General features: G+C 52.1%; 15 protein-coding genes. 3 read left to right on the top strand and 12 right to left on the bottom strand.

Annotated elements, in window-relative coordinates:
• Positions 1-137 precede the first annotated feature (137 nt).
• Positions 138-1,427 carry a hypothetical protein gene (locus F608_RS0116455; RefSeq protein WP_022666746.1) on the bottom strand — a complete coding sequence of 430 codons (1,290 nt, stop codon included), beginning with the start codon at positions 1,425-1,427 and terminating at the stop codon, positions 138-140.
• A 101-nt stretch (positions 1,428-1,528) separates the two neighbouring features.
• Positions 1,529-2,293, bottom strand: coding sequence for an FRG domain-containing protein (locus F608_RS0116450; protein ID WP_022666745.1), 765 nt, complete (start codon positions 2,291-2,293; stop codon positions 1,529-1,531).
• Between the two features lie 594 nt (positions 2,294-2,887).
• On the opposite strand from F608_RS0116450, the gene F608_RS36580 reads away from it, so the two are divergent.
• Both F608_RS36580 and yjgA read left to right on the top strand, forming a co-directional pair.
• Positions 2,888-3,076, top strand: coding sequence for a hypothetical protein (locus F608_RS36580; protein WP_022666744.1), 189 nt, complete (start codon positions 2,888-2,890; stop codon positions 3,074-3,076).
• 315 nt (positions 3,077-3,391) lie between these two features.
• On the top strand, positions 3,392-3,877 hold the full coding sequence (gene yjgA, locus F608_RS0116435) for a ribosome biogenesis factor YjgA (protein WP_022666742.1): 486 nt from the start codon (positions 3,392-3,394) through the stop codon (positions 3,875-3,877).
• A 169-nt stretch (positions 3,878-4,046) separates the two neighbouring features.
• On the opposite strand, the gene F608_RS0116430 is transcribed toward yjgA, so the two are convergent.
• Positions 4,047-4,688 (bottom strand): outer membrane protein, encoded by a 642-nt coding sequence (locus F608_RS0116430; protein WP_022666741.1) that lies wholly within the window; start codon positions 4,686-4,688, stop codon positions 4,047-4,049.
• Between the two features lie 267 nt (positions 4,689-4,955).
• On the opposite strand from F608_RS0116430, the gene F608_RS32315 reads away from it, so the two are divergent.
• Positions 4,956-7,262, top strand: coding sequence for a PAS domain S-box protein (locus F608_RS32315; RefSeq protein ID WP_022666740.1), 2,307 nt, complete (start codon positions 4,956-4,958; stop codon positions 7,260-7,262).
• Here F608_RS32315 and F608_RS0116420 read toward each other — a convergent pair.
• The 9 genes from F608_RS0116420 to F608_RS34960 form a co-directional block, all read right to left on the bottom strand.
• Positions 7,237-8,385: a sensor histidine kinase gene (locus tag F608_RS0116420; RefSeq protein WP_244154298.1), complete on the bottom strand. Its 1,149-nt coding sequence runs from the start codon at positions 8,383-8,385 to the stop codon at positions 7,237-7,239. The two genes, F608_RS32315 and F608_RS0116420, sit on opposite strands and share 26 nt — an antisense overlap.
• A 20-nt stretch (positions 8,386-8,405) precedes the next feature.
• The gene (locus F608_RS0116415; protein ID WP_022666739.1) at positions 8,406-11,816 is read right to left on the bottom strand and encodes a response regulator; all 3,411 of its coding nucleotides are present in this window, start codon (positions 11,814-11,816) and stop codon (positions 8,406-8,408) included.
• 18 nt (positions 11,817-11,834) lie between these two features.
• Positions 11,835-12,989 (bottom strand): Coenzyme F420 hydrogenase/dehydrogenase, beta subunit C-terminal domain, encoded by a 1,155-nt coding sequence (locus F608_RS0116410; RefSeq protein ID WP_022666738.1) that lies wholly within the window; start codon positions 12,987-12,989, stop codon positions 11,835-11,837.
• A 16-nt stretch (positions 12,990-13,005) separates the two neighbouring features.
• Complete coding sequence (locus F608_RS0116405) at positions 13,006-13,428, bottom strand: hydrogenase iron-sulfur subunit (protein ID WP_022666737.1); 423 nt, start codon at positions 13,426-13,428, stop codon at positions 13,006-13,008.
• 49 nt (positions 13,429-13,477) lie between these two features.
• Entirely contained in the window at positions 13,478-16,858 is a 3,381-nt protein-coding gene (locus tag F608_RS0116400; RefSeq protein ID WP_022666736.1) for an FAD-dependent oxidoreductase, read from the bottom strand.
• Between the two features lies 1 nt (position 16,859).
• Entirely contained in the window at positions 16,860-19,223 is a 2,364-nt protein-coding gene (locus F608_RS34970; protein ID WP_022666735.1) for a (Fe-S)-binding protein, read from the bottom strand.
• On the bottom strand, positions 19,216-19,644 hold the full coding sequence (locus F608_RS0116390) for a response regulator (RefSeq protein WP_022666734.1): 429 nt from the start codon (positions 19,642-19,644) through the stop codon (positions 19,216-19,218). Before F608_RS0116390 ends, F608_RS34970 begins: the two co-directional genes overlap by 8 nt.
• Before the next feature lie 293 nt (positions 19,645-19,937).
• A complete protein-coding gene (locus F608_RS34965; RefSeq protein WP_051148589.1) occupies positions 19,938-22,478 on the bottom strand; it encodes a sigma-54-dependent Fis family transcriptional regulator in 2,541 nt (846 codons plus the stop codon).
• Positions 22,475-24,016: a hybrid sensor histidine kinase/response regulator gene (locus F608_RS34960; RefSeq protein ID WP_051148588.1), complete on the bottom strand. Its 1,542-nt coding sequence runs from the start codon at positions 24,014-24,016 to the stop codon at positions 22,475-22,477. Before F608_RS34960 ends, F608_RS34965 begins: the two co-directional genes overlap by 4 nt.
• Positions 24,017-24,095: the final 79 nt, after the last annotated feature.

Genomic DNA, 24,095 nt, shown 5'->3' with positions numbered 1-24,095 from the left:
ATCTAGCACAAAACGATAAGAATCTCCAGTGTTTTCAACCTTTTTCTACAGCTTCAACTTTCCAAATCACCGGCTTGTCCGTGTGCATTTGGCTTGTTGAGTTTTACTTAGGTATTTTTCCCAGAATTAAACAAGTACTATTTTAGAATCATTGATGATTCATCGTCGAAAGTAAGACGGCCCCCTCCCTCCGAGCATAATTTAAGAAATTCATCTCTTTTGTTCTCAATATTTTCAAATTTGCGAACAACAAAAAGGAGGTCAACGGTTCTTAATAATATTACATTCATGTTTTTAGAGTGATTTACTTGCTCTTCAGCCACAGATGTTTCTCTTCTTTCAGAAACATTTTCCACGCTCATTTGATCATTAATGATGAGCAATCCAGGAGTTGACGGATCAAGGCCTGCTCTTTCTCTGTTTGAATCTAATTGGTTGATATACTTTCTTTTAATTCCACCTTTTGTCCCCTTGATCTCCACTATGACAATTGCTTTTCCTTCGTTGTCTCTTATCATTGCATCTTCTTTAAAATCTTCAACATCAGTAACGTTGAGAGCAAAAAATGATCTGAGCAAATCGACAACGGTATCTTTTAATGTGTCTCCTGACTGTGTTAGTATTCCTTTATAATTTCTGTACTGCTTTAATTCCTTCTGGATGTTTGTAATATCTTTCATAAGTGAATTAATTTTTTCCTTTAGCCTATCCTCTTCCTGAAATTCAAATTCACTCACCCACTCAGGAATTTCCTGAATTCGTTTTTGCAAATAATCTGATATCGCACTGATAAGCTCCAGAAGTAATTCTTCACAGTTTTTTTGTGAATAATTTGTTGTATGGAATGGAAGAAAAAGAAAGTTACCAAGAAGATCTATCCCGACGATAGCCTCGCCTGATTTGGCCAAAATTTTTTTATCATAATTTTCTCTATAGGGTATTTTTAGGATAGTTTTTGCGACACCATATCTGTCAATATATTTCTTAAAAGCGTCATTCGTAGATTTTACAAGTGCAGTACCTTTAAAAACACTCCTTTTGATATCAAATGAATTTAGGAGTTTTTTGACCATATCCGTGTCGTCACAGCTTTTTTTACTGTAACCTCCGTTAGGCACTTCATCAACTATGCTATCGACCAAACAACATATCCAGCCGCCTTTATTAACCAAATTAATAATTTCACGTTCTCTTTGTAATAGGGTGTCGCGTTTGCAATGTACATTTACATACCTGCCATCTATATAGCTTGATCGTTCTTCAAATGATTCAAAAATGCCACTTGGAAGGATGACACCAGTATATGAATCAAGAGTTTCTTCAGTACTTATAGGGAGAAAGCTTACTTTCGTTTTATCATTTTCAATAATATGACCATCAGGTATCTGAAAACCCTTTATCTCAAAACCATAAGCGGCTATTTTCATTTTCTTAACCTTTACCATGATTTAATGTAGCCCTCGTTTTTTTTACGATTTTGTATCATTGATTTATAACGAGCCGTCCACTGCAACAGCAATGTTAGTTTTTATTTTTTTGCATCCAAATCTTCTCCATTAGGGCCAAAGGCAATAATTTCTGAAACTTCTTTAGCGAGATTTTCAAGATCCGGGAATAAGTTTGAACGGCGTATGCCTGCAACTGACAAATCTGATTTTATTTTATCCCGTGCTGAATGGGGGATAATTATTTTGCCTAAAAATGTAGATGACATTGGGTTGTCTTCAAGAGGTTCCCGAGTTCCGTGAATTGTATAATTGCCAAGCTGGACAGCCATTCGTTTATCTGTACGAGGAGCCAGGACAGATATTGTTTGATTATTGTCTGGATTACTTTCTCCGGTAAATGCATCTTTAATATATTTTTTAACGCGCTCATCTACTAAAAAAGGGATAATGTCTCCGATGCTATTTTGATTCAGTTTACCAGGCGCAAGCATGTATATGGCACCATCTATACCTTTTTCTATTTTAGGAAGACCAAAATAGGCAGCTATCATGGCAGATTCTGTCCAATCTAACAGGCGAGTAGGGAGACCATAATGTTGCATTAAAGGCAACCATGAAATGTGATCTTCATGGTTTGGACAGGTCGCCATTGAAGGAGCTCGGAGACGAAAATGGTGAAGAAACTGAGCTTCAAGGATCGGATGCCTTCTATGTACACTTGGCTTCAACTGCCATTTATATTCAGATTGTCCTCTGAACCAAACTTGGGCTTCAAACTTTCGCTCAGCCTCATGAGCAGCCTCTATAATGTCTGCTAAATTATATGCTTTCCCAAAATCTATCATGATTGCTTCCTGAAACTAACAAGTAATTGAACGATTTCGTTTAGCTGCCTGATATGCGGATGGCGCATATCATTCCAAGATAATAACCGCATATCATGAAAATCTGGGTGATAAACGACTGAAAAGGAAGATCCTTTATTGAGAGCGTATTATCACTTAGACTGAAATAATCACTCTGGATAAAAAAATGCAACCAGAAACATGAACATAGACTGAATCGACCTGATCTATAGAGACTCTTAAAATATACCCACCTTCCCAGATGCGCACTAATGGTATAAGTGCACTGGGAATTCGGATAAAAAATACTGAGCACTTTGTCTATCTTTGGTGACTCGGCCCCTCGATTAAACCGTCGTTGACTTCTTTCGTTATTGGTTAGTCGGTTTTAAATCTGACAGTTAAGTATTATTTTTATTCGAAGCACAATTCTTGAGGATCTGAAATGATCACAGACATCATCCGGCTCAAATATTTTGAGCAAAATTCAGGGCCGAGTTTAATCTATTTACATATTTGACAGGGCCGGGTTTAATCCTATATTTCTGATAGCACTTCCTAAAAGATACCCCGATTATGATGAAGGAGGGTATGATGGTGGGAAAAAAGAAAGAACGTCGAGTCCAGGAAGAAAGACGTTCCGGTGTGGATCGCCGCAGACTCAACACATCGAAATATACCGGAATTGAAAAACGATCTGATCCGGATTGCAGAAGTGGTGATGATCGTCGAAATGACAAGGGAACCTGGGTGGAATATCTTCCCCCGGTTCTAAAAAAATAAACCGGTACCCCGCCGTTCCTGAAATAAGAAACTCCATTCGCGAACCATTATGGGAGAACGGTTATGCCCAAACTGTTTCAGCCGGCAATTCTTGGATCAATGGAGCTGAAAAAAAGATTTGTCTGAACCAAGGCCAGTTTTCTCCTTTTCCGGAACAGCATAAAAGAGGCTGCAGGAATCGGGAATCCTGCGGAGTTGCGCCCTGCCCAGGCCGGCCTCCTTTCCGGTTCTATTGACAAGGATAAGGGGCATCGCGTATAAAAGTTTGATTTTCAACCTGATGATTCAGGTCCTTATCAGCGGCGGACAGAAACCATGGAAGACGAGATTCAGCATAAAAGCAGGACAGAGAAGAAAAAAGAGGCAGAAGAGCTTCAAAGGCTCGGACTGGAACTTTCCAAATTGTCTGTCCAGCAATTGAAGCGGATTAAAATTCCGGAAAAACTCAGGACCGCCCTTATAGAGGGAAAATCCATTACGTCCAATGTTGCCGGCCGGCGGCACCGGCAGTTCATCGGCGTCCTGATGCGGGATGTAAATCCGGAGTCCGTCCGCCTGGCCCTGCTGCAGGCTGAAACCGGTGTTCCCGTTGAATTTGACATAAAAAAAGAGATCCAGATGCGGATAGACAGGCTGCTGGCCGATGATCAGGCGGAGATGGAAACAGTATTGAATGAATTCCCGGGGCTTGAGCGCCAGAGACTGAGGCAGCTGCTGAGAAACATCAAAAAAGAGGCCGGAGCATCCAAATCCAGACAGACCCTTGAACAACTCATCATGGCGGCAATGAATTTAAAATAAACCGTTTATCTCTTTTCGCCGGGCATGGATTGATCTTGCAGACTGAATCCGAAGCCTAAAAATTCCTGCTCCTTTCATAAAAAAAAGACCGGGAGGTTCTAAACCCGGCCTTATTCTTCACTCTGTCCGGAAAATCGGATCAGGGCTTTTTTTGTGCGAATGGGGTTGTTTAAAAATACCAGCGCAGCCCGATCAGGATATTCTGCACTTCATAGTCAATCTGTCCCCGGCTGGTGAATCCCCAGTTGGAGGTCCCGGCCGTATCCACGTCCTGTGAGGTCAGATATCTGTAGGAAAGATCCAGGGCAAGGGTGTCGGACAGATTCCAGGCCAGCCCGGCCGTCACTGACCAGGCAAAGACGGTTTCACTGGTGTCAAAATTGACCGTGGTGCCTCCCCCGTATTTTGCATAGCCCTTATGCTCAATGCGGTTAATACCGAGGCCGGCCCCGACATAGGGTGTGATCTGTGTTTTGTTTTCAAACTCAACGTACCCGTTGAACATCAGCGATGTTGAACTGATATCCCCACCGCAGGTGGTGGGATTTCCAAAAATCACAATCTTATCAATATCATTTTCCCGGTAGCTCCCCTCAGCTTCCACACGGAACATCCCGAAATCATACCCACCGGTAATGCCGACAGCGTAGCCGGAATCCATTTCTCCCGACGTCCCGGAGGTATTTGTATCTTCCACCCAGGTCATTCCGCTCTGGACACCAAGATAATATCCCTCGCCTGCCGTCGCGGTCCCCATCGTCATCATCACACATAAAGCCATTGCAATCGTCAAAATCAATTTTCGAATCATCTTTATTCTCCTTTCAAGTCTGGATTATCAGCGCTGCAATACCGATTGGCAAAATTAAATAGAATGCGGATCATTGTCAATAAAAACTTTCGCTTGTCGTTACGCCTGATGCGATTTTACAGTCCCAGCCCTTTGGTTGCACCCGGCCGAAGTTTATGGCAGCAAGGATAAAAATTTGATTCTGAATTGTCCAAATATCATAAAATTTGTTATAGTTATGAATAAAGGTTTCGCCATTTTACCACTTTCAAGTGACAGGACCGGGCAATGGGAAAGGCAATACTTCGCATGAATATCGTTTCCAAACTGATTATATTCATCGGCTTTCCCCTGTTGCTGATCATTGCCGCCTGGGCCTATTTCAACATCAACTTTCAGAACCAGAAGCTGATGAAGCATATCATCACGGATACCAACCGGCTCACGGAAACCATCCGGCTGGGAACCCACTATGCCATGACCCTCAACTCCAGGGACGACATCACCCAGATCATTCAGAATATCGGAAAGCAGCAGGCCATTGAAAAGATCCACATCTACAATAAAGCCGGGGAAATCACCTTTTCCAATATTCCCATGGAGAAGCATAAACAGACCCTGATCAAAGACGAGGCCTGCGATATCTGCCATAGAACCGATCCTCCCCTGATCCATCTCGACCTGGAGCAGAGGATCCGGATTTTCAGATCGACCGAAGGCTACCGCCTCCTGGGGATTATCACCCCCATTTACAATGAACCGGGATGTTCCACTGAAAGCTGTCATTTTCATCCCCCGAACAAGAAGATACTGGGTGCCCTGGATGTGGTGGTTTCCCTTGAAATACCGGATAAAGCCATCAAGAATGCAAAGAACGGCATCATCAGCCTGGCAATAATGGGATTTCTGGTCATGTCCATCATCATCTTTCTCTTTGTCCACCGGTTTATCCACGTTCCCATCCAGAAACTGATCCAGGGCACGGTCCGCATTGCCGGAGGAGAATTTGAAAACGAGGTCGACCTGGGCCAGAAAGATGAACTGGGGCAGCTGGCCGAAGCCATAAACAGTATGGGCCGCCAGATCCGCATCCACCAGAACGAACTCCATGCCCAGCGGGATGAGTACAGAACCCTTTTTGACGATGCCCCCTGCATGATCAGTGTCCAGGACAGAAATTTCAAATTGCTGCGGTACAACCGGCAGTTTCTGGAGAGTTTTGATCCCCAACCCGGCTCCCACTGTTTTCAGGCCTACAAGGGAAGGGACCTAAAATGTGACAACTGCCCGGTTGAAAAGACTTTCCAGGACGGAAAGTCCCATTCCGGGGAAGAATCGGGCATTGGAAAAGACGGTACCCGGCATTATTGGATCTTTATCACCTCTCCCATCAAAAACGCCAAAGGCGAAGTGGTGTCCGCCATTGAAATGAGCCTGAACATCACCCAGAGAAAAAAGCTGGAAAAACAGCTGGAGGCTTCCGAGAAAAAATACCAGTCCATATTCAACAACATCCCCAATCCGGTTTTTGTCCTGGATAAAGACTCCCTGGACTTGATCGACTGTAACCAGAGTGTGGAGTCTGTCTACGGATTTCAAAAAGAGGAGATCCTTGGAAGATCCCTTACAGACTTTTTCATGGAAGAAGAAAAAGACCAGATGAAACGGCTGATAAAGACCTCGTCGATCTTAAACCAGGTCAGACAGAAAAACAAAGAGGGAAAAACCCTGTTTGTGGATATCTGGATATCCCCTTCGGAGTTCAGCGATAAAAAAGTACTGCTGGTCACCACCAGCGACATCACCAAACGGCTGGAAACTGAGCAGGACCTGATCCAGGCCGGGAAAATGGCCACCCTGGGGGAGATGTCCACGGGCATTGCCCATGAGCTGAACCAGCCCCTTTCCGTGATCAAGACGGCCAGTGATTTTATCCTGAAAAAAATCCGGCAGGAGGAAAAACTCGAAGAAGAAATCCACCAAAAGCTTTTGTCAAAGATCAACACCAATGTGGACCGGGCCTCAAAGATCATCGAGCACATGCGTCATTTTGCCCGGAAATCCGACATCAACTTTGAACCGGTCAACGTGAACGAGATTTTAAAAAGGGCCCATGACATCTTCAGCCAGCAGCTCAAGGTGAGGGGAATTGAGGTGGTCTGGCAGGTAATGGAAAACATCCCGGAAGTCACGGCGGATCCGGGCCGCCTGGAACAGGTGTTCATCAATCTTCTGGTCAATGCAAGGGATGCCATCGAGGAAAAGAACCAAAAAATTGGCGGAAAAATAGATAATGAAAAAATCATCCTCCAGACCCTGGCAGGAAAAGAACATGTAATCGTAAAAGTGATTGATACGGGCATCGGAATCAGTGACGCCATCCGGGAAAAGATATTCGAGCCCTTTTTCACCACCAAGGAAGTGGGAAAGGGTACAGGAATCGGGCTTTCCATCAGCTACGGAATTATCAAGGAGTGCAAGGGCGATATCGGAGTCTCCATGGATACTGAAACCAGAGGGACCTGCTTTACCATCCGTTTCCCCTTTTCCAGAAAGGAGAACGGACTTTTCAGGCAGGACAGAGGGGGACCCTGATATGGATGCAGGTGCCCTTGCCCTTTGCGGATTTTAAATGGATACTGCCTCCGTGCTGCCGGATGATATTCTTGGTGATAAAAAGGCCGAACCCGGTTCCCTTGTTCTGCTTGGATGAAAAAAACAGGTTAAAGACCTTTTCCCGGGTCTCGGGATCCATACCAATGCCGTTGTCCCGGATCTCAAAGACGATCTCTTCCTTGTCCTTGGCCGCCCGGAACTCTATGGAATGATCCTTTTCCGATCTGTCCTCTATGCAGGCATCCACGGCATTGTCAAGGATATTGATCAGGGCTGCCCGCATGTGTTCAGGGTCTGCTTTGAACCTGCCGGCCCCATCTTCAAAGTCCCGTTCGATCCGGACTTTATTGGGTGCGGCCTTGGGTTCACAGGTATCTGCCACATCATTGGCAAATTTTACCAGGTCAATGGATTCGATCTTTAATTCCCGTTCCTTTGAATAGTAGAGGATATCAAAGATCATCTTTTTGATCCGGTCAATGGTCTGTTTGAGGATGTCCATACCGTCTGCCAGCTGATCCGGATCCTCTTTTTTCAGGGCCGAGTCGATCAGGTAAAGGGCGCCGTCCAGTTTGGTAAGCAGTCCCTTTACACTGTGGGAGATGGACCCGATCATCACCCCCAGGTTTGCCAGGTTGTCCTGGAGCATGGTCTTTTCCCGGATCAACTCCTCCAGGCTTTCCGTGTAGGCGTTCAGCTGCCGGCGGGTGATGATCTTTTCCCTGGCCCGTTTCAGGGAGATCTCCAGGGCCTGACCGCTGATGGGCTTTGTGATGAAATCAATGGCTTCATGCTTGAGGCTCCTGATGGCGATATCCGTGTCCCCGTGTCCTGTGATCATGATCACCTGGGCATAGGGATTTTCAGATTTGATCTTTTTCAGGATCTCAATGCCGTCCATTCCCGGCATCTTGATATCCGTGAGCACGATCATGGGATTTTTTTCCCGGAACAGGGCCATGGCCGCTTCGCCGTTTTCCGCCTCCAGGACCTCATACCCCATGTCGGCCAGGGAAATGGCAAGCACATCCCGGATATCTTCTTCATCATCCACGATGAGGATCTGATTTAAATCCTGTGCGGTCATTCTTTTCTGTTCCATGGGGTTTTCTCTCTTTTTGCCTAAAAAAAGGAATCCATCAGATCAAAGACCTGCTCATCCTTGAACCCGGCCAGAACCGAGGCATTGTTGGGGCAGACCGTGGCACAGTCCCCGCATCCCTGGCACATGACCGGGTTGACGTTTATCTGCCTGCCGTCGGGATCCAGGGTCCGGGCCCCGTAGGGGCAGGTGTCGATGCAGCGCTGGCAGAGACTGCACAGGCTGTGACGCACCCGGGAGACCAGGGATCCGGTACGGATCCTGGAGTCCCCCAGAAGGCGCAGTGCCCGCTGGGCCGCACTCTGAGCGCTGGCAACGGTTTCCGCAATATTCCTGGGGGAATGGCAGAGACCGCAGGCAAACACCCCTTCCTTGAGGGAGTCCACGGGCCGCCATTTGGACTCGGCTGCCTCGAAAAATCCAAATGAATCTATCCCGGCCCCGAAACTTTTCACCAGGTTTTCCGGCAGCACTGGGGATACGCCCGTGGCCAGCACCAGCAGGTCTGCACTGATCTCAATATCCCGGCCGATGACAGGTTCAAAGGCCTTCACCACCACCTGGGAAGGATCTGCCGAAACCTCGGGCCGGCGGTCCGGATCATACCGGATAAAGAGGACCCCGGCCTGTCTTGCCCGGGTATAATAGGTCTCAAAAAATCCATAGGCCATCATGTCCCTGTAAAACACATAGACGGCCATATCCGGGTTTGCCTCTTTCAGGTCCAGGGCGTGTTTCAATGTGGAAGTGCAGCAGATACGGCTGCAATAGTTTTTTGTCTCCGCATCCCTTGAATCCACACATTGGATCATGACCACGGAGGAGATCTCTTCGGGCTTGAGGCTTCCCTCGGCAAGGCCCTGCTCCAATTCCTTATGGGTAAGGATCCCGGGACCCTGCCCGTATGCAAACGAGTTGGTGGAAGGCGCTTTTCCCCCGGTTGCCAGGATGACGGCCCCGTGGGTGAGGGTCGTCAGACTCTTGTCCTCCCTGCCCTCCAGGGTGGTAATGAAATGACCGGCACAGCCCAGAGAGTCAGCCACCAGGGTATGGGGATGAACGCTGATCCGGGGATGATTTTCAATTTTTTCCAGGGTCTGTTCCAAAAGCAAGGGGATATCCTGGCCGTCAATGGTCTTCTGAAGCCAGGTCAGATTGCCCCCCAGGGCGGCCTCCTTTTCAATAAGATCCACTTCAAACCCGTGGTCGGCGACGGCCAGGGCGGCGGTCATGCCGCCGATACCACCACCCACAACCAGGGCCTTTTGAACGGAGGATGCCACGGGCGGGTCCGGCGGATCCAGGCGTTTGAGCCGGGAAAACCCGGTTTTCAGGATTTCAGCCGTCTTCAGGTCCGGACGGGATTCATCCGGCCCGGAAGAACCAGGGGAACGGATATCCACCAGATCAATGAGGCCGGGGTGGAGTCCTTTTTTCACGGCAAGGTCCTTGACCTTGGAGGTAAAGGCATAGGGAAGACAGGCCCCGATGAGGATGCGGTTGGCATCACTTTCCACAGCCACGGATATAAGTTCTTCCCAGCCCTGTCGGGTGCAGGCCTTGTCCAGGAACACCACTTCCTTGACTGCCGGATCTGTGGTCAGTTCCTTTTCCAGAGCGGCCGGGTCCGGGCATTTTTCGCCTCCGCAGGTACAGGCCATGACCAGAATCCGGGGCAGCTCCCGGGCCACATTCCTGTAAACTGGCAGGGCTTCGCTTTCCTCTGACAGGCTGCCCCCTGAAGAATGGATAAACCGGGAGGCACAAAGGGCGGCAGAACCTGCCTCAATCACAGATTCCCCGATGTCCTTCAGGCCGGTGGCGGATCCACCCAGGAATATCCCCTCGACATTGGACCGCCCCCCGGAAAAGGGCAGGGACTCCAGAAACCCCCAGGGATTAAGGGAAAGTCCGGCGATATCGGCCAGACGGGCCGTACCGGCAGAAGGTCGCTGCCCGGTGGACAGCACGATCATATCGTACCGGGCCTCTTGACGCCGGCCGGCCGGGTCCAGGTACCGGACCTGGAGGCCGCCCTTTTCCCGGTTTTCAATCACGGAATGGACCCGGCTTTTTTCAAATTGAATGCCGTAATCCATCTGCGCTTCCTGCTGGTATTGAAAAAAGGACTTTCCAAAGGTCCTCAGATCCATATAGAAAATAGTGGTTTCCACGTCCGGGCCGAATTTTTCCTTGACCAGGCGGGCCTCCTTAAGGGCATGCATGCAGCAGACCGAGGAACAGAAATCCGAATCCGTCTGAAGATCCCTGGACCCCACGCATTGGAACCAGGCAATTTTTTTTACTTCCTTCTGGTCTGACTGGCGCAGCAATTGTCCCTGGCTGGGGCCGGTACCGCTCAGGATACGTTCAAATTCCCTTGCCGTGACCACGTCCGGGTAAACTCCGTATCCAAAGGTATTTGTGGAGTCTTTGGGGTCAAAGTACTGGGTGCCCGTACTCAACACCAGGGCGTTGACCCTCAGTTCCTTTTCCTCCACCACGTCAAGGGTCTGGTAGATCTCCAGGATCCTGGGAGTGAATGTCTGGGGGTCAAAGGGCTTTAACAGGTAGTCCAGGGCTCCCTGCTTCATGGCGGAAACCGCTGTTTCCACCGTGGCATATGCGGTCATCATGACAATGGTCAGGTCCGGATACAGACCCCTTGCCTCTTTTAAAAGCTCCACCCCGTCCATGCCCGGCATTTTAATGTCCGTGAGCATGAGATGAAATTCCTTTTCCCCAAGCATCCCAAGGGCCTTCTCTCCTGACTCGGCCATGTCCACGGAAAAGCCTTCGTCTGCCAGCCACTCTTTTAGGGAGTCCCGGACAATCAGTTCGTCGTCCACCACCAGGATATGAAAATTTTTCCGTCTTTCTTCGGGAAGGCGAATGGCTCCCGTGGGACAGGCCTGAACACACTCCCCGCACCGGGTGCAATTGGGAAAATCAATGGCATAGGTGTTGGGAATATTGTGGGGAACGGGCAGGTAAATGGCCTTTCGGCTGGCAAGCCCTAAATTGAAGCTGTCCGCCACCTCCACCGGGCAGACCTGGGTGCAGGCTTCGCAGCCGATGCATAGATCAGGATCCACCCCTGTGGGCTTCTGCTCCAGGACAACCTCAAAATTTCCCGGTTCCCCGGCAAGGGATTTAAGGGTCGCGCCCAGGACAATGTCGATATTTTCATGGAAAAGACCCCTGCGCAGGCAGAAATTGGAAGCGGCATCCCGGTCCACCAGGGGAAGCATCTTGCACATGCCGCATCCGTCATTGGGAAACTGGTAGTCCAGCTGGCTTAAGATCCCGCCCATATGGGGCGCCTTGTCCACAAGGGTGACCCGGTACCCGAATTCAGCCAGATCAAGGGCGGTGCGAATTCCGCTGATCCCGGCCCCCAGGACCATGGCGGTTCCGATTTTTTTCCTCATGGTGATCTCCTCCTGAAATTACGACTCGTTTGATGCAAGTCCCACCACATCCTCATATTCCTTGTTTTCAAATATTGAAAAGGGAATGGGCTCATCCATCCGCCGGCCGGCCTGGTAGTTAAATGCTTCCTGGCTTCTGTGGGCAACGCTTCTGAAAAGTTCCATGAGCGGGATATCATTGGGGCAGGCATTGGAGCACTGGCCGCATCCCACGCAGGTCAGGCCGATATGGGCCATTCGGGTAAGATGGAAAAAATCCGTGTCCGACGGCATTTTCAGCTTGCCCCGGTTTCCCGCCCATTGCAGGTATTGAAAGGGATCATGGTCAAATACATCCGTGACAAATACGCATTCCTTGCAATAGCAGACCGGGCAGGCCACCCGGCAGTTGTAGCAGTTGACGCAGCCGGAAAGATATCGGGAGAGTTTTTCAATGCTGCCGGTCTGTTCACCAACCCTTTCAAACATTTCATCCCGGAGTCTGATCCGGTCTGAAACCAATGCCTCAATCGCCTGGCTCCGTCCCGGGGGCTGGGATCCGGTTTTCAGGCCAAGGGTCTGGAACAATGTTTCCCCCTTGGGTGTTGCCGCTTCAACAGCCACCCCGGTGGCGGGGTCTGTTCCGTACAGCCCAAGGATGATATCTGCATTTTCAGGAATCGGATGTTCGCAGGCCGTGCAGGCAGGGGCCGGTTCAAGTCCTTGAAATCCTTCTGTTTTATTATTGAGCATCCCCTCATAAAACACCTGGCTGGAGTTTTCCGGTACATTGGCTGAAAATTTTTCGAAATCGGCATTGGTAAATGCACCCAGGCAGTCCGTACCGATGATCACCACCTCGTCCAGGGATCCTTGTTTCAGCTTGACCAGTTCAACAAAGGCACGGATTTCACAGGGCCGCATCACCAGGCCCAGCTTCTTGCCCGACGGCCTTTTGGTCAGCCTGGAGGCAAGTTTGGCTCCGTTTAAGGGAAAACAGGGGGAAAGGAGGTCTGCCCCGTCCAGGCTTTTTGGATCCGTTATCAGGGTGGGCATGATATGGTGATCCTGGGGAAGATGCCAGGGGACGAGCAATGCGTCCACGGCATCCGATTCAAGCAGGCTTTTCAGAAAATTTTTCAGAGCCGCCCCAAGGTCCCTGTCCTTTACCTCGATATTTGAATAAACCGGCATGTCAATCCTCCAAAGGTTAAATGACCATGGTCTTTTTGGTTTCTATGGGCCCCAGGGCCTTGACCTGGGCCACCATCTCGTTGATGGTCTCGGACAGCTTGTGGCCGTCGCTGGCCCCGATCCAGGTGAGCCGGACCCGTTCCTTTTCCAGGCCGAACGGATCAAGAACCGCCTTCAATAGTTTGATCCTTCGCCTGGCCTTGAAGTTCCCGTTGATATAATGGCAGTCCCCGGGGTGGCATCCGCTCACCAGAACGCCGTCCGCCCCCTGGAGAAGGGCTTTTATAATGTACTTGGGATCCACCATGCCTGTACACATCATCCTCACGATCTTGATATTGGGCGGATAGGACAGACGGGAGGTGCCTGCCAGGTCCGCCGCCGTATAGGTGCACCAATTACAAAAAAACGCGATAATCGTGGGTTCGAACTCTTCCATGATCCTACCTCCCCTGGGGATTCCAGATTAAAAGATCTCCTGCTGTCCCTTACCCGGCCAGCAGTCCGTCAATTTCAGAAAACACCTGTTTATCCGTAAAATGCTTTACCTTGGCCGCGCCGCTGGGGCAATAGCCCGAGCAGGACCCGCAACCCTTGCATACCGCCTCGTTGACCTCGCTGACCTGGAGCCGGTCATTAAACTCAATGGCCGAATAGGGGCACAGCCCGATGCAGATCTGGCATCCCACGCAGACATCCGGATCGATAAAGGAGATCATGGGTGCCACGGAAACCTCTCCCTTGCTGCTCAGGGCCAGGGCTTCGGCCGCAGCCCCCTTTGCCTGGGCCACCGTATCCGGGATATCCTTGGGCCCCTGGCAGGCACCGGCCAGGAAGACCCCGGCGGAAGCGGTGGACACCGGTTCCAGCTTGGGATGCTGTTCCAGGAAGAAACCGTCGCCGCCGGTGGCAATGCCAAAGGTGCGGGCCACGGAATTGACATCGGCCCTGGGTTCCATTGCCGTACACAGGATGACCATTTCAACGGATATATTCACCATGCTGCCGGAGAGGGTGTCCTCGGCAAAGACCTGGAGCATGCCGTTGTTCTCCTCCACCCTTGCGGCCTTGCCTCGGATCATGCGGACACCCTCGCCCTGGACCCGCTGATAAAATTCTTCATACCCTTTGCCGAAACAGCGCATGTCGATGTAGAAGTTGTACACCTGGGTATCATGGCCGCATTTGTCCTTGAGCAGATGGGCATACTTGAGGGCATACATGCAGCAGGTTCTTGAGCAGTACTCATGGAAGTTGATGTCCCGGCTGCCGATGCAGTGAAGAATGGCAACGCTTTTGGGCGGCTCCGTGAACTTGAGCCGGTCATGGGGGTCCCGTTTGAGCAGCTTCCCGGAGGTGGGGCCCGTGGCATTGGAGAGGCGTTCAAACTCCAGATTGGTAAAGACATTGGCCAGCCTTCCGTACCCGTACTGTTCCATGGGAGAGGGATCCAGGGGATCAAACCCCGTGGCCACGATAATGGACCCCACCTCTATGGTCTCGGTGACATCCCTCATTTCATGGTTCACGGCCTTTGCCTCACAGGCGTCCACGCAGAGCCGGCATTCGCAGCACCCTCCGCAGTCGACGCACCGGGCAGCCTCGGTTTGGGCAGCGGCCTCGTTAAAGTTCTGATCCACCTCGTCAAAGGTGACGGCCCGCTGGATCGGATCCAGAAGGTCGGCAACCGCCCTGGGAACGGCCTCGGTTTTATCCGGGATCTTTTTCCACTCATTTCCCGGAGCCGGGGCCTGGTACGCTTCTTCTTCCAATGCCTCAATGTCCCGGCCTTCCAGAAAGCATTCAATGGAGGCCACGGCCTTATGGCCAGCGGCCACGGCTTCAATGACCGTGGCGGGTCCTGTCACGGCATCCCCGGCCGCAAACACATGGGGCAGGCTGGTCTGAAAGGTGATGGGATTGACCCGGACCCGGTTTCCGGCGGTGAGCTCCAGACCGGGGGCCTTGTCTGCAAAAACCGTATCGATTTTCTGGCCGATGGCCGGAATCACCGTATCACAGGAGATGACAAACTCGGATCCTTCCTTGGGAACCGGCCTCCTTCGGCCGCTCTCATCGGCCGGCCCCAGTTCCGTTTCAATGCATTCAAGTCCTGTCACCTTGCCGTTTTCCGCCTGGACAGCCACAGGGGCGGTCAGAAATAAAAACTCAATGTCTTCCTCCCTGGCCCCCTCTATCTCTTCTTCATAGGCCGGCATTTCCTGTTCCGATCTCCGGTAGACCACCACCACCTTTTCAGCACCCAGGCGCTTCACAGACCTTGCCGCATCAATGGCCACATTGCCCCCGCCGATGACTGCGGCCCGGGTGCCCGGGGCGGTCCGTTCCCCCAGGTTGATCCGGTGCAGCAGCTCAACGGCATCCACAACCCCGGTGCTGTTCTCTTCCCCGGGGATCTGCAATTGCAGGGAGAGGTGGGCGCCCGGACCCAGGAAAACGGCGGAGAAGCCCTCGGTCTCAAGGTCGTCCAGGCTAAAATCCAAACCCAGTCGCCTGCCGGTCCTCACCTCAATGCCGTGCCTGAGGATATAGCCGATTTCCCTGTCCAGGATCTCCTGGGGCAGGCGGTAATCCGGGATCCCCACCCGGAGCATGCCGCCCAGGTGATCCAGGGCTTCAAAGAGGGTGATCTGGTATCCCTTCAGGCGCAGGTAATAGGCCGCGGTCAGTCCGGCGGGGCCGGATCCCACAATGGCGATCTTCTGGGATTTCTCCTCAATATCCGGGATGGAAAGAGTCCCATGATCCACCTGGTCTGCGGCAAAGCGTTTCAGTTCCCGGATGGCCACCGGGCTGTCCACATCGGCCCTGCGGCAGGCCGTCTCGCAGGGGGCCGGGCAGACCCGGCCCAGGGTGCCGGGCAAAGGGATTTTTTCCATGATCAGCTTCAGGGCTTTCTCATACTCCCCCACCTTAACCAGGGCCACGTATCCCTGGACATTGGTGCCGGCCGGGCAGGTATTGACGCAGGGGGCCCGGTCAAATTTGTCAATGCAATAGGTAATGGGCACGGCCTGGGGAAAGGGCCGGTATATGGCCTTCCGAAGTTTGGTTCCCACATCCCATTCATTGGCCATGGTCACCGGGCAGACCTTTTCACACTCCCCGCATCCGGTGCAGTTGTCTTCCACGTGCCGGGCCTTTTTATTGACCTCTACCTTGAAATTGCCGATGAAACCGCTGACATCAACAATTTCACTATGGGACAGCAGTTCGATATTGGGCTCCTGGCCCACGGACACCATCTTGGGGGTGCCGATGCAGGCGGCACAGTCCAATGTGGGAAAGGTCTTGTCATACTGGAGCATATGGCCGCCGATGGTGGGCTGCCGCTCCACCAGAAAGGCCGTGAACCCGGCGCTGGCAATGTCGAGGGAAGCCTGCATACCGGCGATCCCCCCCCCCACCACCAGGGTATTGGTACAGACCGGAAAGGTGGCCGGGGTAAGGGCCTGCTGGTGGATCACCCGGGCCACCCCGGCACTAGCCAGGATCTTTGCCTTTTGGGTGGCCTCGTCCTCGTCTTCGGTCACCCAGGAGACCTGTTCCCGGACGCTGACCATGTGAAAGGCCTTAAAAGGATTGAGCCCGGCCCTCTGACAGGCCTGGCGGAAGGTTTTCTCGTGCATCCTCGGGGAGCAGGATGCCACAATGACCCGGGTCAGATCATGGGCCTTGATATCTTTTTCAATAAGCTCTTGGCCCGGATCGGAACACATGAAAAGATAATCCCGGGAAACCTTCACATTGGGCAGGGTGGAGATATACTGGGCCACCTCCTCCACCCTGACACGGTATGCGATATTGATCCCGCAGTGGCAAATATAAAATCCGATTCTCTCAGCCATCTTAGTCCTCCTGATGCATCACTGCCTTGGTTTCTGCAGTGGCTTTTATACCCGGTTTGATTCCTGCGGACTTATATAGGAGCTGGGCCACATCCATGACCTCCAGAAGATTGCCGGCCTGAAGTTCCTGAACGGCATCATTGAGCATGCGGATGCAGAAGGGACACGCCGTGGCCAGAATATCCGCCCCGGATGCCAATGCCTCCCCCACCCGCTGAATTCCGAGGGATTCCTCCCGGGGACAGGAGACAAAGGCATTGCCTCCCCCGCCCCCGCAGCACATGCTTTTTTCCCGGTTGCCGGGCATCTCGACCAGGGTGAGCCCCGGGATCGCCTTTAAAATCCTGCGGGGGGGTTCGAAGATCCCGCTGTGCCGTCCCAGGTAGCAGGGATCGTGATAGGTGACGACCCGGTCCAGTTCCCGGAAGGGAAGAATCCGTTTGGCTGTGATGAGCCGGTCAAGAAGTTCAACATAATGCTCAATGGCCACCCTGCCCTTTAGCTGGGGATAAAAACGGCCAAGCGTATGAAAGCAGTGGGGGGAAAGGGTCAGAATCTTTTCAACCCTGTTGTTTAAAAACAGGCGGCTGTTCTTTTTCTTCAGTTCCGAGAACAGGGACTCATCTCCCAGGGCCGATGCCGGATCACCGCAGCAGACCTGGTCCGCCCCCAGGGTGCCCAGGGAAATGCCGGTGCCTGCCAGGAGCCGGACCAGCATGCGGGCGGCCTCGGCGGTTTTATCCGCCGGCCCCCCGCCCCTGGCATAGGCTGTGGTGCAGCAGGAGAAAAGACAATACTCAAGTCCCGGTTTAAAGGCCGGGATGTCCAGATCTCCCGCCCAGGCCATACGCCCTTCCGATGAACCGTTCCAGGGATTTCCCTGCCGGCGGAGACTGTTCAGCACCGGTTCTGCATGTTCCGGCCGACCCTTTTCCTTGAGGGTGAACTGGCGGACAGTCTTCATGACCTCAATGATATCGATTCCCCTGGGGCAGGCGCTTGTGCATGCGGCACAGGTCAGGCACTGCCAGGCCGGGCGGTCAACGGTCTCCAGGGTGGCCGTGTCCCGGGTAATGCGGCGCAGGATATTTCTGGGGCTGAAGGAAAGAATCCGGCCCAAGGGACAGACCCCGGAACAGGTGCCGCACTGCATGCACTCCATAAAGGTCTGATCCAGGGCCTTTTCCACGGTCTCTGCTTTGACCGGGCTTTCCCGGTCGGCCTTTTCCCGGACCCGGGTGAGAAAGATGGCCAGGGGCCGGTAAAAGAGATGGGACCACTTCCCAAAGGGCACCTCAATGACCAGCATGGGCACGGCAATGGCAAGGTGGATGACGTACATGACATAGGTGCCCATGGGCCAGCCGGCCAGCCGGACCAGGTGCATGAGGATCCCGGTCAGGGTGGTGAAAAAGAGAAGCACCAGGAAAAGCCAGTCCGTGGACTGGGAAAACCGGTGAAGATCCTCTTTCTTTTTCAGGCGGCTCATGAACATGTCCACGGTCAGATAGAGCAGGACCCCTGTGGCATAGTAGCCGAAAAGACTGGAGAAATGCCAGGAGCTGTCATCCACCTGGAACCAGCGGATGAAAACGATGATCAGGGTCATCATGGTCATATATCCCGTCACCAGGATAAAATGCTTGACCCACCGGGTTTTGTCCTCACCGCATTTTCTCCACCGTTTCTGGGTGGCAAAGTGAATCAAAAAGGATTTTGCCTCTGTAAAATAGAGATGGATCGGTATCTTTGTGCCTGCCATGATAAACCGGTACATCCTGAATGCATTGGAAAGCAGAAAAAGGGTCAAAACAGCGGCCATGGTCAGATCCCCGATCTCGATCCACATGACCGGGGCAAAGGTATTGACCGCCACCCGGTCCGTGATAATGGGACCGTGGAAAAAGACAAAGAGCAGAATAATCCCCAGGGCCAGCAGCCCTAAGGCACCCATTTCCCATGCCTCGGAAAGGTAGAGCCGCTTTGCAAGTCCTGTCCAGTCGTACTGGCTGGTCAGCCAGCGCCGGGCAGCCATCATGGTTTCCGCCGGTTCCGCCCCCCTGGGGCAGTCCTTATTGCACTCCCCGCAATAATAGCAGAGCCAGGGCACCGGGGAGGCCAGGAGCTTGTCCTTTAACCCCAGTTGAATGTAGCGGTATACTTTTCTCGGGAAGGTGTCATCCCCCTGGGACAGGGGGCAGGATGCACTGCAGTTCCCGCACTGCATGCAGATCTCCATATCCTGTGCCCCGAACCGGGAGATTTCCCGGTGAAAATCCGGATCGACGCCGTTTAAAGGCTTTGCCAATAATGGACTGATCCGGTCTTGATCGGTCTGTTCTTGATTTTTTGAGATTTTATCCATTTGGGGACATACTCCTTGTCAGGGTTTCCCTTATCAGGTCGAGGACCTCTGCCGCTTCCGGCGGCTTTTCCAGGAAGGCTTCCGGACCGCTGATATCATGACCCAGGCGGACTCCCTTTGTCTTCTGGTAGTGGGTGAAGGTCTGCTGGTCAATGGTGGACACCATGATGACGGGGATGCAGCAAAGGGTTTTATCCTGCTTCAGACACCGGTACATCTGCATGCCGCCGTTGTCCGGCATGGGCACGTCAATGATGATGAAGGCGGGATTTTCTTTCTTGACCTTGTCCAGTCCCTCTTTTCCGTTTCCGGCAACAATGGGGTGAAACCCGCCGGTTTTGAGAAGGGCTGAAAAAAAAATCCGCATATCCGGATCATCGTCCACCACCAGTATCTTGGGCCTTTTTTCCTTCTTAACCAATGTGCTCCCCTTGATCCGTGTTCATCCCCGGTACGTCCGTTCTTCTGTCCGGCTAAGATAATTGCACTAAGTATACCATCCGACGAAAAATACGGATTATTCTATTATATCAATTTGTTATACGAAAACTATTTTGAAAGAGAAGGGTGGGTTCAAACGATATGTTGCAAATCATGCAACATATGTGGAGATAAATATTATTTCAACTATTTGAAATAATAATAATAAAATTAAAATTACGCATCAAAATCGATCCATGCAACATTTGTTGCGAAAATTATCGGCAGGGGATTTTACCGGGGTTGAATGCCCAGGGCTTTCATCTTCCGCCAGAGCGTGGTCCGGTCCATGCCCAGGGCTTTGGCAGTTTTGGTCTTATGCCAGCCGTACCGTCGCAGCATCTTTAAAATCGCCTCCCGGTCCCCGGAATTCAGATCCCTGGACCGGGGCACGGTCTCACCGGCCTTTTCATCAGAGGTCCGTTGAAACCGGTTCTGCAGGGAGAGGGGGAGGTGGTCCGGTTCGATGATGTTTTCCTGGCATACGATCAGGGCATGTTCCAGAATATTCTGAAGTTCCCTTACATTGCCGGGATAATCGTAATTCAAGAGCATGTGCATGGCCGTCTTTGAAATCTCATGGGAGGGGATGGCCCTGGCGCTGCAGAGTTTTCTTAAGATATGGCGGATGATCAAGGGGATATCGTCCCTTCTTTGGTTCAGGGGAGGCAGTTCCAGATGCATGACGTTGAGGCGGTAAAAGAGATCCTGACGGAATCGACGGGCCTTTACCTGGTTTTCCAAACCCTGGTTGGTGGCCGAGATGATGCGGACATCCACTTTCCGGGTCTTCCGGCTGCCCAGGGGATAGAACTCCTTGTCCTCCAGGACCCGGAGGAATTTGGCCTGGAGGGAGAGGGGAAGGTCACCGATTTCATCCAAAAAAATGGTTCCCTGGTCTGCCTCCTGGAACCGGCCGGGCTTGTCCCTGTCCGCCCCGGTAAAAGCGCCTTTGACATAGCCGAAAAGCTCCGACTCCAGGAGGTTTTCCGGCAGAGCCGCGCAATTGACCTTGACCAGGGGTTTATCAGCCCGCTTGCTGGCCGAATGGACGATCTTTGCCAGAAGGTCTTTTCCGGTACCGGTATCCCCCTCTATCAGAATGGTGGCATCGGTTTTGGCCACCACCTCAACGGTCTTGAATATCTTCTGCATCAGGGGATCTTTACCGATCATGGAATGAAAGGTATACCGGTTGTTGACCACCTGCTTATACTGATGGGACAGGGTCAGGTCCTGGAGGGTGGCGATGCAGCCGATGATCTTTCCCTGGTCGCTGTGCAGGGGGATATAATTTGCCCGTACAGGGACGATTTCCCCCTGGGGGGTGACGATCTCAGCCTCGTTATTAACCCTGGATTCCCCCAGGGTCATGGATTCCCTTAACCGCTCCGGTTCAGTGGTGTTGGCCTCCCCGAAAATAACCGAACAGGGCCTTCCCAGAACCTGGCGGCGGTTGTATCCGGAGATCAGTTCTGCGGCTGTATTGAAAAAAGTGGTATACCCGCCCCGGTTCACGGTGAATATACCGATATCCAGGTTGTCCAATACCGTCTTCAGACTTCGTTCCTTGGTGTTGACCCGGTTGATCAAATCTGCCAGGGCGGCATGGTCCTGGAGAATGGTCACGCAGCCCGTAACCCTGTTTCCCGGACCGTAAAGGGGGGTTGAAAGACGGGTGATCAGATGCTTTGCATCTTCCTGGTCCCTGATTTCCACACAGAGCTCATCATCTCCCTGTTCACTCTCCACATGAAAGGGGCACCTGGCATGGCAGTGGATATTGGAAAAGACCTCCCGGCAGTCCTTGCCCAGCACATCAGACTCCTTGAGGCCGGTCATGGCCTGGACACTGGCATTAAAGGCCGTGATATGCCGGCCGGCATCAATGGTAAAGGCGCCGATATTGATCTGATCCAGCATCTCCACCCATTGATCACAGAGAATCATCTGCTTTCTCAGGTCCCGGAAAAAACAGATCATCCCCAGTTTATTCCCGTTGTCCGTTAAAAGGCTCACGGACATCTGTACCGGGATGCTGTTACCGGAGGGGTCCAGGATGCTGGTTTCATGGAGGGAGATCCTCTTTTCCCAACCGTAATCCTTGTGATACAAAACCTTTTCCAGTTTCTGTTTCCGGTCCGGGGAAAATATATCGGCCAGCTGCATCCGGTTGACGATCTCCTGTTCGGACCGTCCCAGCATCCGGGCCATAATATGATTTATGGAGATGATGGTTTCATTTTCATCACAGGCCAGGGCTCCGTCAATGGCCCCCTGGACAAGGTCCCGGGCGACCGTACCGGTGCTGCCGGAGGAAACCCCCTTTTGGAGTTTTTTGGCACTATTTTCCAATTCATAGGCCCGGCTCTGCCGCCGGGACAGATACCGGTGCTGGGCCCGTTTCAAAGCGATGAAAAGCACATCGTCGCTCACCGGCTTGGTAATATAATCCGAGGCATCCAGATCCAGGGCCCGGACCGCCTGTTCCATCTCTCCAAAGGCGGTCAGGACGATCACCTCTGTATCCGGACACTCTTTTTTTAAAATTTCCAGCACCTGGATCCCGTCCATTTTGGGCATCCGGATGTCTGTCAGAACGATCTGGGGAGACCACTCCCCGGCGATTTGGATACCGGTCTCACCGTCGCTGGCCGTTGAAACCTCAAACCCTGCATCGGAAAGCACAATGGAAATCACCTGGCGGATATCCTCCTCATCATCGATGACAAGGATCTTCCAGTCAATGGATTGAATGGCCTTTTTCTCAATCATACCGGCAACCCGATGGTAAAGAGGGTATGGCCGGGCCGGCTTTCCACCGAAACACTCCCCCTGTGATGCTCGATAATCCCGGAAACCGTTGAAAGCCCCAGGCCCACGCCGTATCCTTCCTTTTTGGTGGTAAAAAAGGGTTCAAAGATATGGGGCAGGTCCTCTTTTTTAATCCCGGCCCCGGTATCCCGGACCCCGAGATTCACCCTTTTCTCCCGGGGATCATGGGAGCAGGACAGGGTCAGGGTGCCGCCCCGGGGCATGGCGTCCACTGCGTTGAATATCAGGTTGATCAGGCACTGCTGGAGCTGGTTTGAATCCCCCTGGATCACGGGAAGCCCCTCGTCTATCCGGGAAACCTGCTCGATCCCGCTCAGTTCAAGTTTATGCCGGCTGAGCAGGATGCACTTGTCCAGCAATCCGTTCAGGTCAACTTCCCCGAACCGGGGCTCTGATTTCCGGGAAAATTTCAAAAGGCTTGAAATAATGGTGGAGCACCGCTCCGTCTCTTTTTCGACAAGGGCAAGATACCGCATGAACTTTTCAGCGTCGCCGGATTCAAGGGGGCCCCGGTTCAGGATCCGGATCATGAGCCGCACATAGTTAAGAACCCCGAACAGGGGATTGTTGATTTCATGGACCACACTGGCGGAAAGCCGGCCCAGGGACATCATCTTATCCTGGTGGAGGATACCGGCCTGGTCTGAAAGCTCCCGTTCCAGTTTCCGGATCTGCCGCAGATCCCGGAAAAAACACACCCAGCCTCTTTCTTCCTCCCTCTCCTCCAGAACTGCGGCCGACACCTGGACCGGGATGGTTCTGCCGGCCTTGGTTTTCAGCAGGGTTTCGTATAAAAAAAGCCGGTTCTCTCCTCCGAATTCAGGCCCGGCCATGGCCTTTTTCAGGGCCTGATCCCCATTTTCCTCAAAGAGTTCCGGAAAAAAACGCCGGCCCTTGATCTCCTCTTTTTTATACCCCAGCATCTTTTCCATCTGCCGGTTAAAGGTGACCACCTGACCCGTCTCATTGCATGCCAGGATGCCGTCCATGGAATTTTCAATGAGATTCTTCTGAAAAGAATAGATCCGGATCAATTCCTCGGCGGTCTTTGCCTTTTCCCTTTCCAGGAAACCGGTATAGTCCTTGAGGGCTTTTTGTGAGGTATATCTTTTTTGGGCCCGGTCCAGGGCCACAAAAAGGGCTCCTTCGTCAATGGGCTTGGTGATGAAATCCGATGCATCCAGCTGAAGGGCCCGGACTGCGATCTCAATTTCCCCGAAGGCCGTCACCACGATGACCTCGATATCCTCAATTTCTTCTTTAAGAGTCTGAAGCACCTGGATACCGTCCATGCCCGGCATCCGGATGTCCGTGATCACGATCTGGGGAGACAGGGTCCGGCACAGGGCAAGGCCTTTTTCGCCGTTTTCCGCGGCTGCCACAGAAAATCCCTGATCTTCAAGGACAATGGATACCACATCCCTGATATCTTCTTCATCATCAATTAAAACGATTTTCCAGGCAGGTCCATCTTTCATGATCCATATCCCCGGGCTCAGGTTTTTTCCGCTTTGACTCGGCAGGGCAGAGCAGGCCTCTCAACTGATTCCCTACCAC

Source organism: Desulfospira joergensenii DSM 10085 (assembly GCF_000420085.1).
Taxonomy (GTDB): domain Bacteria; phylum Desulfobacterota; class Desulfobacteria; order Desulfobacterales; family Desulfobacteraceae; genus Desulfospira; species Desulfospira joergensenii.
The sequence above is the reverse complement of the archived record's forward strand: the minus strand, read 5'-3'. Positions and strand labels throughout refer to the sequence as shown.